Raw genomic sequence first — 16,772 nt, forward strand, 5'->3', positions numbered from 1 at the left:
ATGAATGACCGGTTAAAAGCGCAATATTCGGCTCGCTTACGGCGAGTGTGTGACCATATCGAGCGCCATCTGGATGCGCCTCTTTCATTAGAGTCATTAAGCCAGATGGCGTACTGTTCGCCTTTCCATTTCCATCGGCAGTTTACCGCCTGGTGTGGCATGCCGCTCTACCGGTACATCCAGTGGTTGCGCCTGCGCCGCGCATCGTGGCGGCTGGCGTTTAATCCACAGGATAAGGTTATCGATATTGCGTTGGATGCAGGGTTTCAGAACCCGGAGTCATTCACTCGAGCTTTCAAGATGGCGTTTGGTCAAAGCCCGCGACAGTTCCGGCAGCAACCGGACTGGCGCGCCTGGCACCAGCGCATGCCAATGATGAACATAAAAGGGCAAAAAAATATGGATGTCACCCTTGTCGATTTTCCCCGTACACCAGTTGCATTACTGCAACATCGCTGTAATCCGGAGCTAGTGAACTACAGCGCCGCGAAGTTTATTCTATGGCGTAAAGAAACGGGCCTGTCGCCGGTCGCGCAAAGCGCAACGTTCGGCATTGCCTGGGACGACCCGCAAACGACGCCGCCGGAAGCGTTTCGTTTCGATATTTGCGGCAGCGTAAACGCGCCCGTGCCCGAAAATGCTCACGGCGTTATTAACGGCGAAATTCCCGCCGGACGCTGCGCGGTGGTGCGCCATCACGGCTCGCTGGATACGGTCGGTGAAAGCGTCTGGTCTCTGTTCCGCGACTGGTTGCCGGGCAGCGGTGAAACGCCGCGCGATTTCCCGGTTTTCTTTCAGTATCACAATTTTGTCAATGAAGTTGCCGAGCACGAACTGCAAACCGATATCTACCTGCCACTGCAATAAACCGCCTTCCTCGCCTTATCTCACGGACTTGTGACTCAGCCCGTGAGATAGGGTATTATCTGCGGCAATATTGCCGTCCGAACGGTCAGCATGCAGATTTGAGGAACCCCCATTAATGAGCGATATGGCAGAGCGCCTTGCGCTACATGAATTCACGGAAAACGCCTACTTAAACTACTCCATGTACGTCATCATGGATCGCGCGTTGCCGTTTATTGGTGATGGTCTGAAGCCGGTGCAGCGCCGCATCGTCTATGCGATGTCTGAGCTGGGCCTGAACGCCAGCGCCAAATTCAAAAAATCGGCGCGTACCGTCGGTGACGTGTTAGGTAAATATCACCCGCACGGCGACAGCGCCTGCTATGAAGCGATGGTGCTGATGGCGCAGCCGTTCTCTTACCGTTACCCGCTGGTCGACGGCCAGGGGAACTGGGGGGCGCCGGACGATCCGAAATCGTTCGCGGCAATGCGTTATACCGAATCGCGTCTGTCGAAGTATGCCGAGCTGCTGCTGGGTGAACTGGGACAAGGCACGGCGGACTGGGTACCGAACTTTGACGGTACGATGCAGGAGCCGAAAATGCTGCCTGCGCGTCTGCCGAATATTCTGCTGAACGGCACCACCGGCATTGCGGTGGGTATGGCGACGGATATTCCGCCGCACAACCTGCGCGAAGTCGCTAACGCCGCCATCAAACTGATTGAACAGCCGAAAACCACGCTGGATGAAGTGCTTGATATCGTGCAGGGGCCGGACTATCCGACCGAAGCGGAAATCATCACCTCCCGCGCGGAAATTCGCAAAATTTACCAGAACGGGCGCGGCTCTGTACGTATGCGCGCGGTCTGGAATAAAGAAGATGGCGCGGTGGTGATCACTGCGCTGCCGCATCAGGTTTCCGGCGCGAAAGTGCTGGAGCAAATCGCCGCCCAGATGCGCAACAAAAAGCTGCCGATGGTTGATGACCTGCGCGATGAGTCGGACCACGAAAACCCGACGCGTCTGGTGATTGTGCCGCGTTCCAACCGTGTGGATATGGAGCCGGTGATGAATCACCTCTTCGCCACCACGGACCTGGAAAAAAGCTATCGTATTAACCTGAACATGATCGGCCTGGATGGTCGCCCGGCGGTGAAAAACCTGCTGGAGATCCTCACCGAATGGCTGGCGTTCCGTCGCGACACCGTGCGTCGTCGCCTGAACTATCGTCTGGAGAAAGTGCTCAAGCGCCTGCATATCCTCGAAGGTTTGCTGGTGGCGTTTCTCAACATCGACGAAGTCATTGAGATCATTCGCACCGAAGATGAGCCAAAACCGGCGCTGATGTCGCGCTTCGGCATTAGCGAAACACAGGCGGAAGCTATCCTCGAGCTGAAACTGCGCCACCTTGCGAAGCTCGAAGAAGTGAAAATTCGCGGTGAGCAAAACGATCTGGCGAAAGAGCGCGATCAGCTGCAGGCCATTCTCGCCTCCGAGCGAAAAATGAATAACCTGCTGAAGAAAGAGCTGCAGGCTGATGCCGATACCTTCGGCGACGATCGCCGTTCTCCGCTGCACGAACGTGACGAAGCGAAGGCGATGAGCGAGCATGACATGCTGCCGTCTGAGCCGGTGACCATTGTGCTGTCGCAGATGGGCTGGGTGCGTAGCGCCAAAGGCCACGACATCGACGCGCAGGGGCTGAGTTATAAAGCGGGCGACAGCTGGAAAGCATCGGTGAAAGGCAAGAGCAATCAGCCGGTGGTATTTGTGGATACGACCGGACGCAGCTATGCCATCGACCCTATCACGCTGCCGTCGGCGCGCGGTCAGGGCGAACCGTTGACCGGTAAGCTGACGCTGCCGCCGGGGGCGACCGTTGAGCATATGCTGATGGAAAGCGACGATCAGAAACTACTGATGGCGTCTGACGCGGGCTACGGCTTCCTGTGTACATTCAACGATCTCGTTGCGCGTAACCGCGCGGGTAAGGCGATGATCTCGCTGCCGGAAAATGCGCACGTCCTGCCGCCGGTGGTGGTAGAAGATGAGTCTGACATGCTGCTGGCGATCACCAGCGCGGGACGCATGCTGATGTTCCCGGTAAGCGACCTGCCGCAGTTGTCGAAAGGTAAGGGCAACAAGATTATCAATATCCCGTCAGCGGAAGCGGCGAAAGGGGAAGATAGTCTGGCACACCTTTACCTGCTGCCGCCGCAGACCACGCTGACCGTGCACGTCGGGAAACGTAAAATCAAACTGCGTCCGGAAGAGCTGCAAAAAGTGACGGGCGAACGTGGCCGTCGCGGTACGCTGATGCGTGGGTTGCAGAAAATCGACCGTATCGATATCGACTCTCCGTTGCGTCAGAGCGCGGGGGAGAGCGAGGAGTAAAGCTTGACCCCTCACCCCGGCCCTCTCCCCAAAGGGGAGAGGGTGGAAAACCAGTGCAAGGGTTAACACCACACTCGGGCGATCCCCTCTCCCCTTTGGGGAGAGGGTTAGGGTGAGGGGCTAAAGGCGACAACGCACACATTTTCCTGTAAAAACGTTGTTAATTACGCCGTTGCGATTAAGAATAGCCCTTACGAGGGTTTGCGAGTCACAAATCCTGACCAATATATAACTCTAAGCGGTCAGGGCTTCAGAGGTAGCTATGCTATTTATTTTTCGTGTCATCATCGTGGTCATTTACTGCATCCTGGTATGCGTGTTTGGCTGTATCTATTGCCTGTTTAGTCCACGTAATCCAAAACACGTTGCCACTTTTGGCCATATGTTTGGCCGTATGGCCCCGCTGTTTGGTCTAAAAGTTGAAACCCGCCTGCCTGCGGATGCCGCAAGCTACGGGAATGCTATCTACATTGCGAACCACCAGAACAACTACGACATGGTTACTGCGGCAAATATTGTGCAGCCGCCGACTGTCACCGTAGGCAAAAAAAGCCTGGTGTGGATCCCATTCTTTGGTCAGCTTTACTGGCTCACCGGTAACCTGCTGATTGACCGTAATAATCGTGCGAAAGCGCACAGCACTATCGCCGAAGTGGTGAAACACTTCAACAACCGCAAAATCTCCTTCTGGATGTTCCCGGAAGGAACGCGTAGCCGTGGTCGCGGACTGTTACCGTTTAAAACCGGCGCGTTTCACGCCGCCATTGCGGCGGGTGTACCGATTATTCCCGTGTGCGTTTCCAATACATCGGATAAGATTAACCTAAACCGCCTGAACAACGGGCTGGTGATTGTTGAAATGCTACCGCCGATCGATACCAGCAAATGGGGTAAAGACCAGGTACGCGAACTTTCCAAACACTGCCGTGAAGTTATGCAGGCGAAGATTGAAGAATTAGATAAAGAAGTCGCCCAGCGCGAGTCTGACGGAAAACGATAAAACCGGGTCAGGCTCACTCGCCGCCGGGCGGAAAAAGCACGGCGGCAAACATAAAACGCGGTGCTGGCTTACGGGAAACGAATTCCCTTTTTTGATTGATCAGTTTTCATGGAGTTTATATGTCACTCAGTCGGCGTCAGTTTATTCAGGCATCGGGCGTTGCGTTCTGCGCAGGGGCAGTGCCGCTGAGGGCAAATGCCGCAGGGAAACAGCCTGAGCTGCCGATACCGCCGCTGGTGGAATCGCGTCGCGGACAGCCTCTCTTTCTTACCTTACAACGTTCACACTGGTCCTTCTCTCAGGGCACGCGCGCGCCTGTCTGGGGCATCAATGGTCGCTACCTTGGGCCGACCATCCGCGTGTGGAACGGTGATGACGTCAAACTGATCTACAGCAACCGCCTGACGGAAAACGTCGCCATGACCGTGCGCGGTTTGCAGGTTCCCGGCCCGCTGATTGGCGGTGCGGCGCGCATGATGTCGCCAAACGCCGACTGGGCGCCGGTGCTACCGATTCGCCAGTCTGCCGCAACGCTCTGGTATCAGGCCAATACGCCGAACCACATGGCTCAGCAGGTCTACAACGGCCTGGCCGGAATGTGGCTGGTGGAAGATGAAGTCAGTAAGTCCTTACCGATTCCAAACCACTACGGCGTGGACGACTTCCCGGTGATCATTCAGGACAAGCGTCTGGATAACTTCGGCACGCCGGAATACAGCGAACCTGGCAGCGGTGGCTTCGTCGGCGACACGCTGCTGGTGAACGGCGCGCAAAGCCCGTATGTCGAAGTGTCACGCGGATGGGTGCGTCTGCGCCTGCTGAACGCCTCTAACTCACGCCGCTATCAGTTGCAGATGAGCGATGGCCGTGCGTTGCACGTCATCTCCGGCGATCAGGGATTCCTGCCTGCGCCTGTTTCGGTCAAGCAGCTGTCGCTCGCGCCGGGTGAACGTCGTGAAATTCTGGTCGATATGACCAACGGTGATGAAGTCTCCATTACCTGTGGCGAAGCGGCAAGCATCATGGACCGTCTGCGCGGTTTCTTTGAGCCGTCGAGCATTCTTATTTCCACGTTGGTGCTCACCCTGAAACCGACCGGCCTGCTGCCGCTGGTCACCGATAATCTGCCGATGCGTTTGCTTTCCACCGAGATCATGACCGGCACGCCGCTACGTAGCCGCGATATCGTGCTGGGTGACGATCCGGGCATCAACGGCCAACTGTGGGACCCGCAGCGCATTGATATCACCGCGCAGCAGGGAACCTGGGAGCGCTGGACGGTACGCGCGGATGAGCCGCAGTCGTTCCATATTGAAGGCGTGATGTTCCTGATCCGCAACGTCAACGGCGCAATGCCATTCCCGGAAGACAGGGGCTGGAAAGATACCGTCTGGGTGGATGGACAGGTGGAACTGCTGGTTTACTACAACCAGCCGTCCTGGCCGCACTTCCCGTTCCAGTATTCCAGCCAAACGCTGGAACTGGCCGATCGCGGCTCGATTGGGCAAATTCTGGTGAACCCGGCACCGTAACGCGGGATGCAGAGAACCAGCGCCGGGCAATGCCCGGCGCGGTTGTATTACATGGCTTTCAGACGTTCAATCCTGGCATCAATAGAAGGATGCGTGTCAAACATCCCCGTTTTTCCGCGATCGGCTTTCAGCGGTGATGAGAACCAAAGAGACTGGCTGGCGCTATCGACTCGCTCAATCATTTCCGCTCTCCCACTAATTTTCTCCAGTGCCGCGATTAATCCCTCCGGGTTGCGCGTCAGCTCAACCGCCGTTGCGTCCGCCAGAAATTCGCGATTTCGCGAAAGTGTCAGACGCACGATGGTTGCAACGACCGGCGCCAATAGCAGGAAGACAAAAGCGGCGATATAGAGCACCATGCTGCCGCCGCCGCTTTTACTGCTGGAACTTTTACGGTTTTTACCTCCGCCAAAAAACAGGCTTTGTTTGCCCAGCGAGCTCATTAACGTAATGGCAGACACCAACGCGACAGCGATGGTCGCGAGGCGGATATCGTAATTACGTACGTGCGCCATTTCATGGGCAATCACTCCTTCGAGTTCATAACGCTCCAGGCTTTCCAGAAGCCCGCGTGTTACCGCCACAGCAGCTTTCTCTGGTGACGTTCCGGTAGCAAAAGCGTTGGGCGAAGCATCGTCGATGATGAAAATTCGCGGCACCGGAACGCCCGCCACGTTAGCCATATCTTCCACAGTTTCAAACAGGACATGCGCCTGTTCACGGTCGGTGATCTCTTTCCCGCCGTTCATCCACATGACGACCGCAGACCCCTGATAGATCATAATCAAGATGTACAAAATGCTAATGACCACCGCGGCGCCAACTCCATAGAAGATATTATTGAGCAATAGAAAACCCATTGCTGCGCCAACTTCAACCAGCAAAAGAAAGAAAATAATCACTAACAAAAATGTATTGCGTTTATTGTGAGCAATTTCTTCAAATAACATTCGTGCATTCCTTGCGGATTAAAACTTAACGCTGGGCGTTTCGCGTTCAGTATCAGCAATGCTGAGCATCTCTTGTTTCTTGAAATGATGAAGGTTAGCAATAATATTCGACGGAAAGGACTCTACGCGGTTATTCCAGTTCATGACTGTTGAATTATATAATTGACGTGAATACGCGACTTTGTTTTCCGTGGTGGAAAGCTCATGCTGTAACTCGACAAAAGAGTCATTTGCTTTGAGTTCCGGGTAGCTTTCGCTAAGCGCAAATACGGAACGCAGCGCACCGGTCAGTTGATTGTTAGCCTCAAGCTGTTGCTGTGGACTGTTTCCGGCAGCAATGATGCTGTTACGCGCGGCGATAACCTTTTCCAGCGTATCTTGCTCATGACGCGCGAAGCCCTTTACCGTTTCAACCAGATTAGGAATCAAATCGCAGCGTCTTTTAAGTTGCACGTCGATTTGTGCCCACGTCTCCTCAACGCGGTTACGGTTTTTAATAAATGCGTTATACGTTCCAATATAGAGAATGACGAGAATAATAATGACGGCAAACGCGATAAGAAAAAACATTGTCGATCCCTCTGATAGTGAAGGTTTTACTATAAATAATACTTAGGCAGGGGTAAATATAAGTTGTGAGAGAGGCGCATATTTTGTGATGGTTAAAGCGGATTGTGTTCTTTTGTATTTACTCGATAAATAAAATAACTTTGTATTATTGTTATTAATTATTTAAAGGTGAGTTATAGGGTGCAAACATCGATAATTCAGTATTTCACGTCTGCCCAGACAAAGAAAAAAGCGCTATCGTAGAGCAAAAGCAAGGATTGCGTTCTGAGGTTAGTACATGGATTCTTTACCGATATTGCTGTGGGTTTACGGCCTTTTCTTTCTGATATCGCTCGTCGCCGCTATCTTTAAGGCACATTACAAAACGCTTTTCTTGCAGGTCATCTTCCCGCAGCTCGCGGCTATTCTCTTGCTTTTTATCCTCCTGGCGGCGACGTCTCTGATAAGCAACGGTAAACATGAAGCCCGGGATCTCATCATGGGCGAAATTCTGCCGGGTTGCTTACTCGCCGGGGGCATGCTGGGTTGGTTAGTGGTTGGACGTCGCAAACATGCGGGGACGTTATGTCACCTGTTTATGCTGCTCGTGATGTTAGGGCTGACAGCCGTTTCTCATCCTGTTTTGTGGCCTGCATTGAATTGCGATGAGGGCTGGTATTGGGAATTAGGCCCCTTGCCGTGGTTATACAGCTACGTTTCAACGTTGCTGCTGATACTGGCTTTCTTTTACCGGCGCTGTCGGCAGATTCTGCTGTGGGTGATGCTTCCTCAGTGGGCGGTCGTGGGCGGGTTATTGTTCGCGCTGGATTATTTTGACCTGCTGGGCGGCGCCTGGCTGGCGCTGATTCTTGCTGTGCCGGTCTATCTCTGTGTGGGCGTGTTCCCGGCAATTGTTCTGGGCTTCTGGATGAAGCGAACGTGGCCGGTCTGGCTACTATGTCATCTGCTGTTTCTGGGGAGTACGCAGGTAGTGATACCGGATTTATGGCGCGGTTTCATTCCGGCGTGGCAGGAAAAAAGCAGAATTGCCCTGCTGGAGCAAACAAAGCGCGGCGATTTAAGTGAACTACAGGACATTAGCGATCGCGACGCGCTGGAAAAACTGCTGTCTCAGGCGGCGAAAGACCCCAGCACACCGGAGAAAACGCTGCGTTATTTGACCCGTCGTGTAGCAACGCCTTTTAAATTCTCTAATCCTGAATTGGCTGAAGGATGCTGTGGTATGCGGGCACCTTTCTTTGCTGCCTTTGTCTATGGCAATCAACAAGCGGTGCGCATTTTTAGCGAGGCGCTGAAGGGCGATTCTGCACAGGCACAGGAAAACCGCGCGATTGTTCGTGAGCAAAACCCGCTGGAATTTATTTCTGGGGGGCGTTTCCCGGAGGATATGAGACGTCGTCGTTTAGCGTTTGTCGGCGTGAGCGACATTTTGCTGCGTGTGATGCCGGAACTCTTAACCGAAGAAGCTTATCTGGAGGCGTTACAGGAATGGGATAAAAACATCCTGGCTTCGTACTGGCAGCGACGTGCGCCAACCACGCCGTTGTATCGCGCCTATGGTTTGTTTCGGCTGGAGCAATATGACGCGTTCATTGCATTGGTGGCGCAGGACCCGCAACTACTGGAACGATCGCTTATCAGCAACGATTCGTTACTGGCGATTCTGTTTGAACATGCGGACGCTTCTCTGATTCAGCGCATCCTGAATGCCAATATCATTCCCTGGAAACCTATTCTCGCCAGTTCCGGAGGAGAGTTTCGCCAGTTACTTTTGCGTACTGTTCATGGCCCGAATTCACTGCCGCCGGAGGTTTTAGTGTCGGCATTGCAGCAGATCCAGAAACAAAAGGCCCCGTTACCGGAAGCGCAAATGGTAGATTTCATTACGGAAGAAGAAAACACTGTATTAGTGGACGTCTATCACCGTGCAGGTTTGACTTGTGACGCACTGTTTGCCATGGTCGACCGTGTTTATCCGAAAGGTGCCGTTTCACGCGAGGGAACGCTTAACTCGTTACATGAACAGTGCAGGAATGAATAGCAAATGGATGGCGGGCATGTGGCCAATACTCGCAACCTGAGCTTTAAGGAAAAAGGATAATGGGGCGGGAATTCGCGTTTGCAATTTGGCTATGGCCGCTGGCTATTGCCGATATTATGGCGCTCATACTGCTTGGTTTTGCGATAAAACATCCTCGTGTACGGGGGATTTTTCTGTGGCTGCTGTTGCCGCAGATTGTCCTGGTCGGTGCAGGTGCATTACTTTTTTACTGGCTTGATATTGATGACAGTCTTATCTTCTTTGCGCTTATTAGCCAGTTTGTCTCACTGTCTCTTGCTCTTATTGGGCGTCGGCATTTCAAATATCTCTGCCTGCCATGCCATCTCCTTTTTGTTGCACTTTGGGGATATCTCGAACCTGTGAATTACCTGACGCGTGAGGTCGCGCATGGCTGGGAGAAGAAACAAATCTCACGCCTTATTGATCGTGCTGAACGGGAAGGCGTAATTGTGCTGAATAGCATTCATGATAATGCTCAGCTAAAACACATACTCACACAAGCGGTACTTGCGCCTGACGTTTCAGACATGACGTTGAAGGCACTGATTACGCGGGTTGATACACCGTTTTCCTGTTGTGGCGATTCGCACCCATTTTTTATGGCCGTCACGCATCTGAATGCCCGTGCGGTTTACCAGTTTAGCCCTTTGCTAATCGGAGACTCTTTACAGGCGAGAAATCATCGTTTGATGGTCTATCAACATAATCCACTGTACTGGATGTATTTTTACCTGAACGGTAAGTTGAAATATCAGCATGAACAGGGGCTACGCTCTCTGGCGACCGCAAGGGAAATCAGTGAGAAATTGCTGGGAATCATGCCAAAGCTTTTAACGGAAGATGTTTACGAACAAATTATTAATACCAGAGATCGCGAAACGTTAAGTCTTTTTTGGCAAAAACAGCAGCCCAAAATGCAGATACATCGCTTACAGATGTTAGCACTTATTGGCGACAGCAAGGCGTTAGTGGCAGCGATAACCGATAACCCCTCGTTACTGGAAGCGCGTGATGATGATATCCCAATACTGAATATTATTATTCGTTATGGCGATATGAAAAAACACAGTAACAATATTACGCTCCTGGAATTTATCGTGCGTTTTGCTGATGCTTCGACAGTTAAGGAATTGATAACGGCCAATATCATCGACTGGCAACATTTCATGTTACCTGAGGACGACTATACGCCATTACGACTGGCGGCTATTAAGCAGGAAGAGGGCGACCGTGAGACCCTCCCACTTGTACTAAAAGATATGCTGAAACAAGGGATATCCTTCTCGGATAAAAACATCACGGATGCAATAACAAGCGGCGTGAAGCCAGAAATGCTTCTTGCCTCTGGTATGACGAAAGATCGACTGTGTACTGCGCTTGCTGGTGCTGCGAACCAGGGAATAACTTCAAGTGCATTGCGCGATATCGATTCAGGGTTGTGCTGCGAAGGCAAGTAGATAGCAGTTATAAAGGCGATTCTGGAGATGGATGGCCCACTGATATTCGCAATGATTATTATGCTAACCGCTAATAGCTGGATTTTTTATCTGGCGCAATGGGTTATCCTGATCATTCTCTCCATTTCATGGCGTTACTTTCGCGATCTGTTTTTGCGTGTGGCAGCTCCTCAAATCGGCATTGCTATGCTGCTTGTCTCCGTTTTCTGGGTGATGGGCGAGAAAGAGACGGCGGGGATGCTTTGGACGGCATTCCCGGTGTATCATGTTCCCTTGCTTTTTGCGGCGTTGCTTACCGGGAAGTGGCTGCGCTCGGCGCATCCTGTATTGCTGCTGGTGTTCCACTGCACAGGGCTGGCAGTGTTCTTTGCAGCGGTATTTTGTTACTTCCATTTCTGATGGGCGATTCACGGATAAGTTGACTGTCATCCACCGCATCTCAGGCAACAATCTCCTTCATTTCCCCCACGAATACAGCGTATAATCCCCGGCCTTTGATTATTTTTTTACCACTTTTCTTTTTGGAAGCAAAATGAGCTCTATCTCCCTGATCCAACCGGATCGCGACCTGTTCTCCTGGCCGCAGTATTGGGCCGCCTGTTTTGGGCCGGCACCGTTTTTGCCAATGTCCCGTGAAGAGATGGATCAACTTGGCTGGGATAGCTGCGACATCATTTTGGTTACCGGAGACGCGTACGTTGACCATCCGAGTTTTGGGATGGCGATTTGCGGTCGTATGCTGGAAGCGCAGGGTTTTCGCGTGGGCATCATCGCGCAGCCGGACTGGAACAGCAAAGACGACTTTATGCGTCTGGGCAAGCCGAACCTCTTTTTCGGCGTGACCGCAGGCAACATGGACTCGATGATCAACCGCTACACGGCAGACCGTAAGCTGCGTCAGGACGATGCCTACACGCCGGACAACGTCGGCGGCAAACGCCCGGACCGCGCGACGCTGGTCTATACCCAGCGTTGCAAAGAAGCATGGAAAGATGTGCCGGTGATCCTGGGCGGTATCGAAGCCAGCCTGCGTCGTACCGCGCATTACGATTACTGGTCTGATACCGTGCGCCGTTCGGTGCTGGTCGATTCCAAAGCCGATATGCTGATGTTCGGCAACGGCGAACGTCCGCTAGTGGAAGTGGCGCACCGTCTGGCGCAGGGTGAACTGATTTCGCAGATCCGCGATGTGCGTAACACGGCGATTATCGTAAAAGAAGCGCTGCCGGGTTGGGCTGGCGTGGATTCCACACGTTTAGATACGCCGGGGAAAATCGACCCGATTCCGCATCCGTATGGCGAAGATTTGCCGTGTGCCGACAACAAGCCGGTTGAACCGCAAAAAGCGGAAGTCAAAACCGTCACCGTTCAGCCGCCGCGCCCGAAGCCGTGGGAAAAAACCTACGTGCTGCTGCCGTCTTTTGAGAAAGTGAAAAGTGATAAAGTGCTGTATGCGCACGCTTCGCGCATTCTGCACCATGAAACCAACCCAGGCTGTGCGCGTGCGCTGATGCAAAAACATGGCGATCGCTATATTTGGATCAACCCACCGGCGATCCCGCTTTCAACCGAAGAGATGGACAGCGTGTTTGCGCTGCCGTACCAGCGTGTACCGCATCCGGCGTATGGCAACGCACGTATTCCGGCGTATGAGATGATCCGTTTTTCGATCAACATCATGCGTGGCTGCTTCGGCGGCTGCTCTTTCTGCTCTATTACCGAGCATGAAGGGCGTATTATTCAGAGCCGTTCGGAAGATTCGATCATCAACGAGATCGAAGCCATTCGTGATACGGTACCGGGCTTTACCGGTGTGATTTCCGACCTCGGCGGGCCGACGGCGAATATGTATATGCTGCGCTGTAAATCACCGCGCGCTGAGCAAACCTGCCGCCGTCTCTCCTGTGTTTATCCGGATATTTGTCCGCACATGGACACCAACCATGAGCCGACGATCAACCTTTACCGCCGCGCGCGCGATCTGAAAGGCATCAAGAAGATCCTCATCGCCTCCGGCGTGCGTTACGACATCGCGGTGGAAGATCCGCGCTATATCAAAGAGCTGGCAACCCATCACGTGGGCGGCTATCTGAAGATTGCGCCGGAACATACGGAAGAAGGGCCGTTGTCGAAAATGATGAAGCCGGGGATGGGAACCTATCACCGCTTTAAAGAGCTTTTCGACACCTATTCGAAACAGGCCGGGAAAGAGCAGTATTTGATTCCGTACTTTATCTCCGCGCACCCTGGTACGCGTGATGAAGATATGGTGAATCTGGCGCTGTGGCTGAAGAAACACCGTTTCCGTCTCGACCAGGTGCAGAACTTCTACCCGTCACCGCTGGCGAACTCGACCACCATGTATTACACCGGCAAGAACCCGCTGGGTAAAATTGGCTATAAGAGTGAAGAAGTGGTGGTGCCGAAAGGGGATAAGCAGCGCCGCCTGCATAAAGCGCTGCTGCGTTATCATGATCCGAAAAACTGGCCGATGATTCGTCAGGCGCTGGAAGCAATGGGTAAAAAGCATCTGATCGGCCCACGTCGTGATTGCCTGGTGCCGTCACCGACGCTCGACGAGATGCGCGAAGCGCGTCGCCAGAACCGCAACACCCGCCCGGCGCTGACCAAACACACGCCGGTGGCGCACCAGCGCCAAACGCCAGCAGGCGCGAAGAAAGCGCCTGCCGCGCAGCCGCGCCCGGTTAATGCGGGTGCGAAAAAACGCGCAAAACCGACCGCGGGGCGTTAAGAATCCTGCTCCGCTCTGATTCTGGCCGCTAATGCGGCCAGCTTCTCATCATCCGCCCGCTCGTGATCGTGGGAAGATAAATAGCCCTCATACTGTTCAAAATATTTCTTCTGCTTAAACTCGATAGGCCGCCATTTCGTCATGTCGCCCGTGCCGTGCATCGGGCTGAGTTTACTGTGCACGTGGTCCACGCCGAAACCTTCAAAAAACATCCCGCTGCGGCCCACATCATCAAAGGATTTATCCAGCAATTTAGCCACTTTCTGCGTCGCCAGCACTAAATCGGCCAGCGCCAGCGGCGGCATATCAAAGGCATAGCTCGGATAGTGTTTTTTCGGGATGACGACGGTAAAGCCTTCGGTATTGGGGAAAATCGACAGGAAGGCCAGGTGATGTTCATCTTCCCAGATTTTATGGCAGGGCGCTTTGCCCTCAACGATTTGGCAGAAAATGCAGGTCATGATTCGTCTCCATTCGGGAAATAAAAAACCGTTTTTCACAATGACGTAAAAAACGGTTTTATCACAGCTAAATGCTGCTAGTAAAAGCCCAACATCTTCCACCACGCCAGGCCGACGGTGATAAACACCGCCTGGTTAAACAGGCTGATAGCAAACCCGGTTCGCCACCAGACGCCGGTTGGTACGTAGCCCGCGCCGAAAAGAATCGGGCCGCGCGCGTGGGTGTACTGGGTGAGTGAGCAATAAAGGCTGCTGGTGAACGCCAGCATCAGCGCCATCGGCGCGGGCGGGATGTTCAGGTGCAAGCCGACGCCGAGGAATACCGCATACAGCGCGGCGATTTGCGCGTTGCCGCTGGCGAAGAAGTAGTGGGTGTAGAAGTAGGCGGCGTTCAGCAGCAGCAGTACAACCACCCAACTGGTGCCCTGCATGGCGCTGCCGATGCTGTCGCCAATCAGGTTACCGAACCACATCGTAAAGCCGAGCTTTTTCAGTTGGTTCGCCATCATCAGCAGCGCGGCAAACCAAATCAGGGTATCCCATGCGCCTTTCTCGCTTTTCACATCTTCCCAGCTCAGCACGCCGCTCAGTAGCAGAATGGAGAGCCCGACAAACGACGCGGTGGTGGCATCGACGCCCAGTTTGTCGCCGAAGATCCACAGCACCAGCAGTACGCCGACGGTTGCCAGCATCAGCCACTCGCCACGCGCCATGCTGCCCATTTCGGCAAGTTCTTTACGGGCGATGTCCGGGGCATCCGGTGTGTGCTTGATTTCCGGGCGCGTCAGCCAGTAAACCAGCAGCGGAACGATCATCAGCGACACCACGCACGGCAGCAGGGCCGCCATAAACCAGCTACCCCAGGTCAGGGTGACGCCCGCGTTAGCCGCCAGTTTGACCGCCAGCAGGTTGCCGGTGTAGCCGGTCATAAACAGCGCGGCGGTGACGTCGTTGACGTTACCAATGCAGGTGATCAGGAAGGTGCCGATTTTGCTGCGCGACTCATCCTCCGGGCGCGAGCCAAAACTGCGCGCCAGCGAATCGGCGATAGGGTAGATAACGCCGCCGCAGCGTGCGGTGTTGCTCGGCATTGCGGGGGATAAAATCAGGTCGGCAAACGCGAGGCCATACGCCAGCCCCAGCGTGCGTTTACCCAGCAGGCGGATCATTTGCAGGGCGATGCGCCGACCCAGGCCCGTTTTGATAAATCCGCGGGCAATCATAAAAGCGACGACGATAAGCCAGATCAATGAGCTGTTTAGTTCACTCAGTGCGGTGGTGATAGCGCCGCTGGCGGTTTTATCACCTGCCGCATAGGCGAGGGCAAAAACCGTAATACCGATGATCCCAACTGCGCCAATCGGCAGGACTTTCGCCACAATAGAGGCAATGGTTGCCACAAAGATAATAGCGGAATGCCAGGCCGGCGCGCTGAGCCCGGAAGGCGGCGTCAGTTGCCAAAGCCCGGCAGCGATAAGCACGATAATAATGAGTGGGAGCCATTTTACTCCCTGAGATTGTTTTTTTGTCACGACAAGATACTCATTTAAAATGATTTATAAGTACTCGGAATAATTCCATCATGATCAGATGGTTATTCAGTTCAACCGCGGCAGGATGCATTGCAGAACAACGCCGTTATGGCGAATTGTGCGCTATTGTCGTGAGGATATTCTTTGATCGAGAGATGATAATTGCTTTCGAAATAATAAAAATAGTATGAAAATTACTGAATAATAATTTTAATAAATAAAAGATGCATAAATTATTAATTGGGTGAATTTATTGGAGGAATACCTGGCGCGGTTTCCCACGCCAGGAAAAAGAGATTAACCGCCGAACTGATCCGGATCGGGCCCAAGACGTTTGCCTTTATCCAGTTTGGCTATTTCGCCCAGTTCGTCTTTATCAAGACGGAAATCCCAGACGTCGAAGTTGGCGGCAATACGCGCCGGCGTGACGGATTTCGGGATGACGACCAGGCCGTTATCCAGGTGCCAGCGAATCACAATTTGCGCGGGTGTTTTGCCATATTTATCCGCCAGTTCACGAATGATTTTCTGATCGAATACACCTTCGCCGCCCTGAGCCAGCGGGCTCCAGGATTCGGTTTGAATTTTGTGCGTCGCGTTCCACGCATGCAGCTGGCGCTGCTGCATCAATGGGTGCAGTTCAATCTGGTTGATGACCGGGGCGACGCCGGTTTCATCGATAATGCGTTGCAGGTGATTCACCTGGAAGTTGCAGACGCCGATGCTTTTTACCAGCCCTTGTTTTTGCAGCTCAATCATTCCTTTCCACGCGTCCACGTAGTGGTCGATGGCGGGAACCGGCCAGTGCATCAGGTAGAGATCGAGATAATCCAGCTGTAGTTTATCGAGGCTTTCCTGTAGCGCCTCGGCCGGGCGTTTTTGATCGTCATTCCACAGTTTAGTGGTGATAAACAGCTCTTCGCGCGGAACGCCCGCGCTTTTCAGCGCCTGGCCCACGCCATCTTCGTTCTTGTAGGCGGTGGCGGTATCAATCGAGCGATACCCGACCTCCAGCGCTTTATGAATCGCGGTGACAACCTCCTCGTTGCTTGCTTTCCACACGCCGAGACCCAGCTGCGGCATCACGTTGCCGTCCTGGAGTTTGATTACGGTTGGATGTGTCATGCATTTCTCCTTTTCTCTCTATTGCTTATCGGCACTGTGGGCCCGATAAGATTTGTAAGATCAATTCTGGTCGAAATATGCAAAAACGAA

General features: G+C 53.3%; 13 protein-coding genes. 8 read left to right on the forward strand and 5 right to left on the reverse strand.

The features are described from left to right. The 4 genes from G163CM_RS21490 to ftsP all read left to right on the forward strand — a co-directional run bounded on the left by G163CM_RS21490 (position 1) and on the right by ftsP (position 5,773). The gene (locus G163CM_RS21490) at positions 1-867 is read left to right on the forward strand and encodes an AraC family transcriptional regulator (protein WP_231826223.1); all 867 of its coding nucleotides are present in this window, start codon (positions 1-3) and stop codon (positions 865-867) included. 115 nt (positions 868-982) lie between these two features. After that, positions 983-3,241: a DNA topoisomerase IV subunit A gene (gene parC / locus G163CM_RS21495; protein ID WP_231826224.1), complete on the forward strand. Its 2,259-nt coding sequence runs from the start codon at positions 983-985 to the stop codon at positions 3,239-3,241. Positions 3,242-3,503: 262 nt separating this feature from the next. Beyond that, complete coding sequence (gene plsC, locus G163CM_RS21500) at positions 3,504-4,241, forward strand: 1-acylglycerol-3-phosphate O-acyltransferase (protein ID WP_231826225.1); 738 nt, start codon at positions 3,504-3,506, stop codon at positions 4,239-4,241. 119 nt (positions 4,242-4,360) lie between these two features. Continuing rightward, complete coding sequence (gene ftsP, locus G163CM_RS21505) at positions 4,361-5,773, forward strand: cell division protein FtsP (protein WP_231826226.1); 1,413 nt, start codon at positions 4,361-4,363, stop codon at positions 5,771-5,773. Between the two features lie 47 nt (positions 5,774-5,820). On the opposite strand, the gene htpX is transcribed toward ftsP, so the two are convergent. Continuing rightward, the gene (gene htpX / locus G163CM_RS21510; RefSeq protein ID WP_231826227.1) at positions 5,821-6,723 is read right to left on the reverse strand and encodes a zinc metalloprotease HtpX; all 903 of its coding nucleotides are present in this window, start codon (positions 6,721-6,723) and stop codon (positions 5,821-5,823) included. A gap of 18 nt (positions 6,724-6,741) precedes the next feature. After that, on the reverse strand, positions 6,742-7,293 hold the full coding sequence (locus tag G163CM_RS21515; protein WP_231826228.1) for a LemA family protein: 552 nt from the start codon (positions 7,291-7,293) through the stop codon (positions 6,742-6,744). A 277-nt stretch (positions 7,294-7,570) separates the two neighbouring features. Here G163CM_RS21515 and G163CM_RS21520 point away from each other — a divergent pair, with 277 nt between their 5' ends. From G163CM_RS21520 to G163CM_RS21535, 4 genes are all read left to right on the forward strand, one after another. Continuing rightward, the gene (locus G163CM_RS21520; protein WP_231826229.1) at positions 7,571-9,334 is read left to right on the forward strand and encodes a glycosyltransferase family protein; all 1,764 of its coding nucleotides are present in this window, start codon (positions 7,571-7,573) and stop codon (positions 9,332-9,334) included. Between the two features lie 59 nt (positions 9,335-9,393). Beyond that, positions 9,394-10,812, forward strand: coding sequence for a hypothetical protein (locus G163CM_RS21525; RefSeq protein ID WP_231826230.1), 1,419 nt, complete (start codon positions 9,394-9,396; stop codon positions 10,810-10,812). A gap of 60 nt (positions 10,813-10,872) precedes the next feature. Then, positions 10,873-11,211, forward strand: a complete 339-nt coding sequence (locus G163CM_RS21530; RefSeq protein WP_231826231.1) for a hypothetical protein — start codon at positions 10,873-10,875, stop codon at positions 11,209-11,211. Between the two features lie 133 nt (positions 11,212-11,344). Beyond that, positions 11,345-13,564 carry a YgiQ family radical SAM protein gene (locus G163CM_RS21535; protein ID WP_015962995.1) on the forward strand — a complete coding sequence of 740 codons (2,220 nt, stop codon included), beginning with the start codon at positions 11,345-11,347 and terminating at the stop codon, positions 13,562-13,564. On the opposite strand, the gene G163CM_RS21540 is transcribed toward G163CM_RS21535, so the two are convergent. The 3 genes from G163CM_RS21540 to dkgA form a co-directional block, all read right to left on the reverse strand. Further along, positions 13,561-14,025: an HIT family protein gene (locus G163CM_RS21540; RefSeq protein ID WP_231826232.1), complete on the reverse strand. Its 465-nt coding sequence runs from the start codon at positions 14,023-14,025 to the stop codon at positions 13,561-13,563. The genes G163CM_RS21535 and G163CM_RS21540 overlap by 4 nt on opposite strands. A 77-nt stretch (positions 14,026-14,102) precedes the next feature. Further along, a complete protein-coding gene (locus tag G163CM_RS21545; protein ID WP_231826233.1) occupies positions 14,103-15,557 on the reverse strand; it encodes a DASS family sodium-coupled anion symporter in 1,455 nt (484 codons plus the stop codon). A 297-nt stretch (positions 15,558-15,854) separates the two neighbouring features. Next, complete coding sequence (dkgA, locus tag G163CM_RS21550) at positions 15,855-16,682, reverse strand: 2,5-didehydrogluconate reductase DkgA (RefSeq protein ID WP_149465001.1); 828 nt, start codon at positions 16,680-16,682, stop codon at positions 15,855-15,857. Between the last annotated feature and the right edge of the window lie 90 nt (positions 16,683-16,772).

This window comes from Pseudocitrobacter corydidari (assembly GCF_021172065.1).
GTDB lineage: Bacteria > Pseudomonadota > Gammaproteobacteria > Enterobacterales > Enterobacteriaceae > Pseudocitrobacter > Pseudocitrobacter corydidari.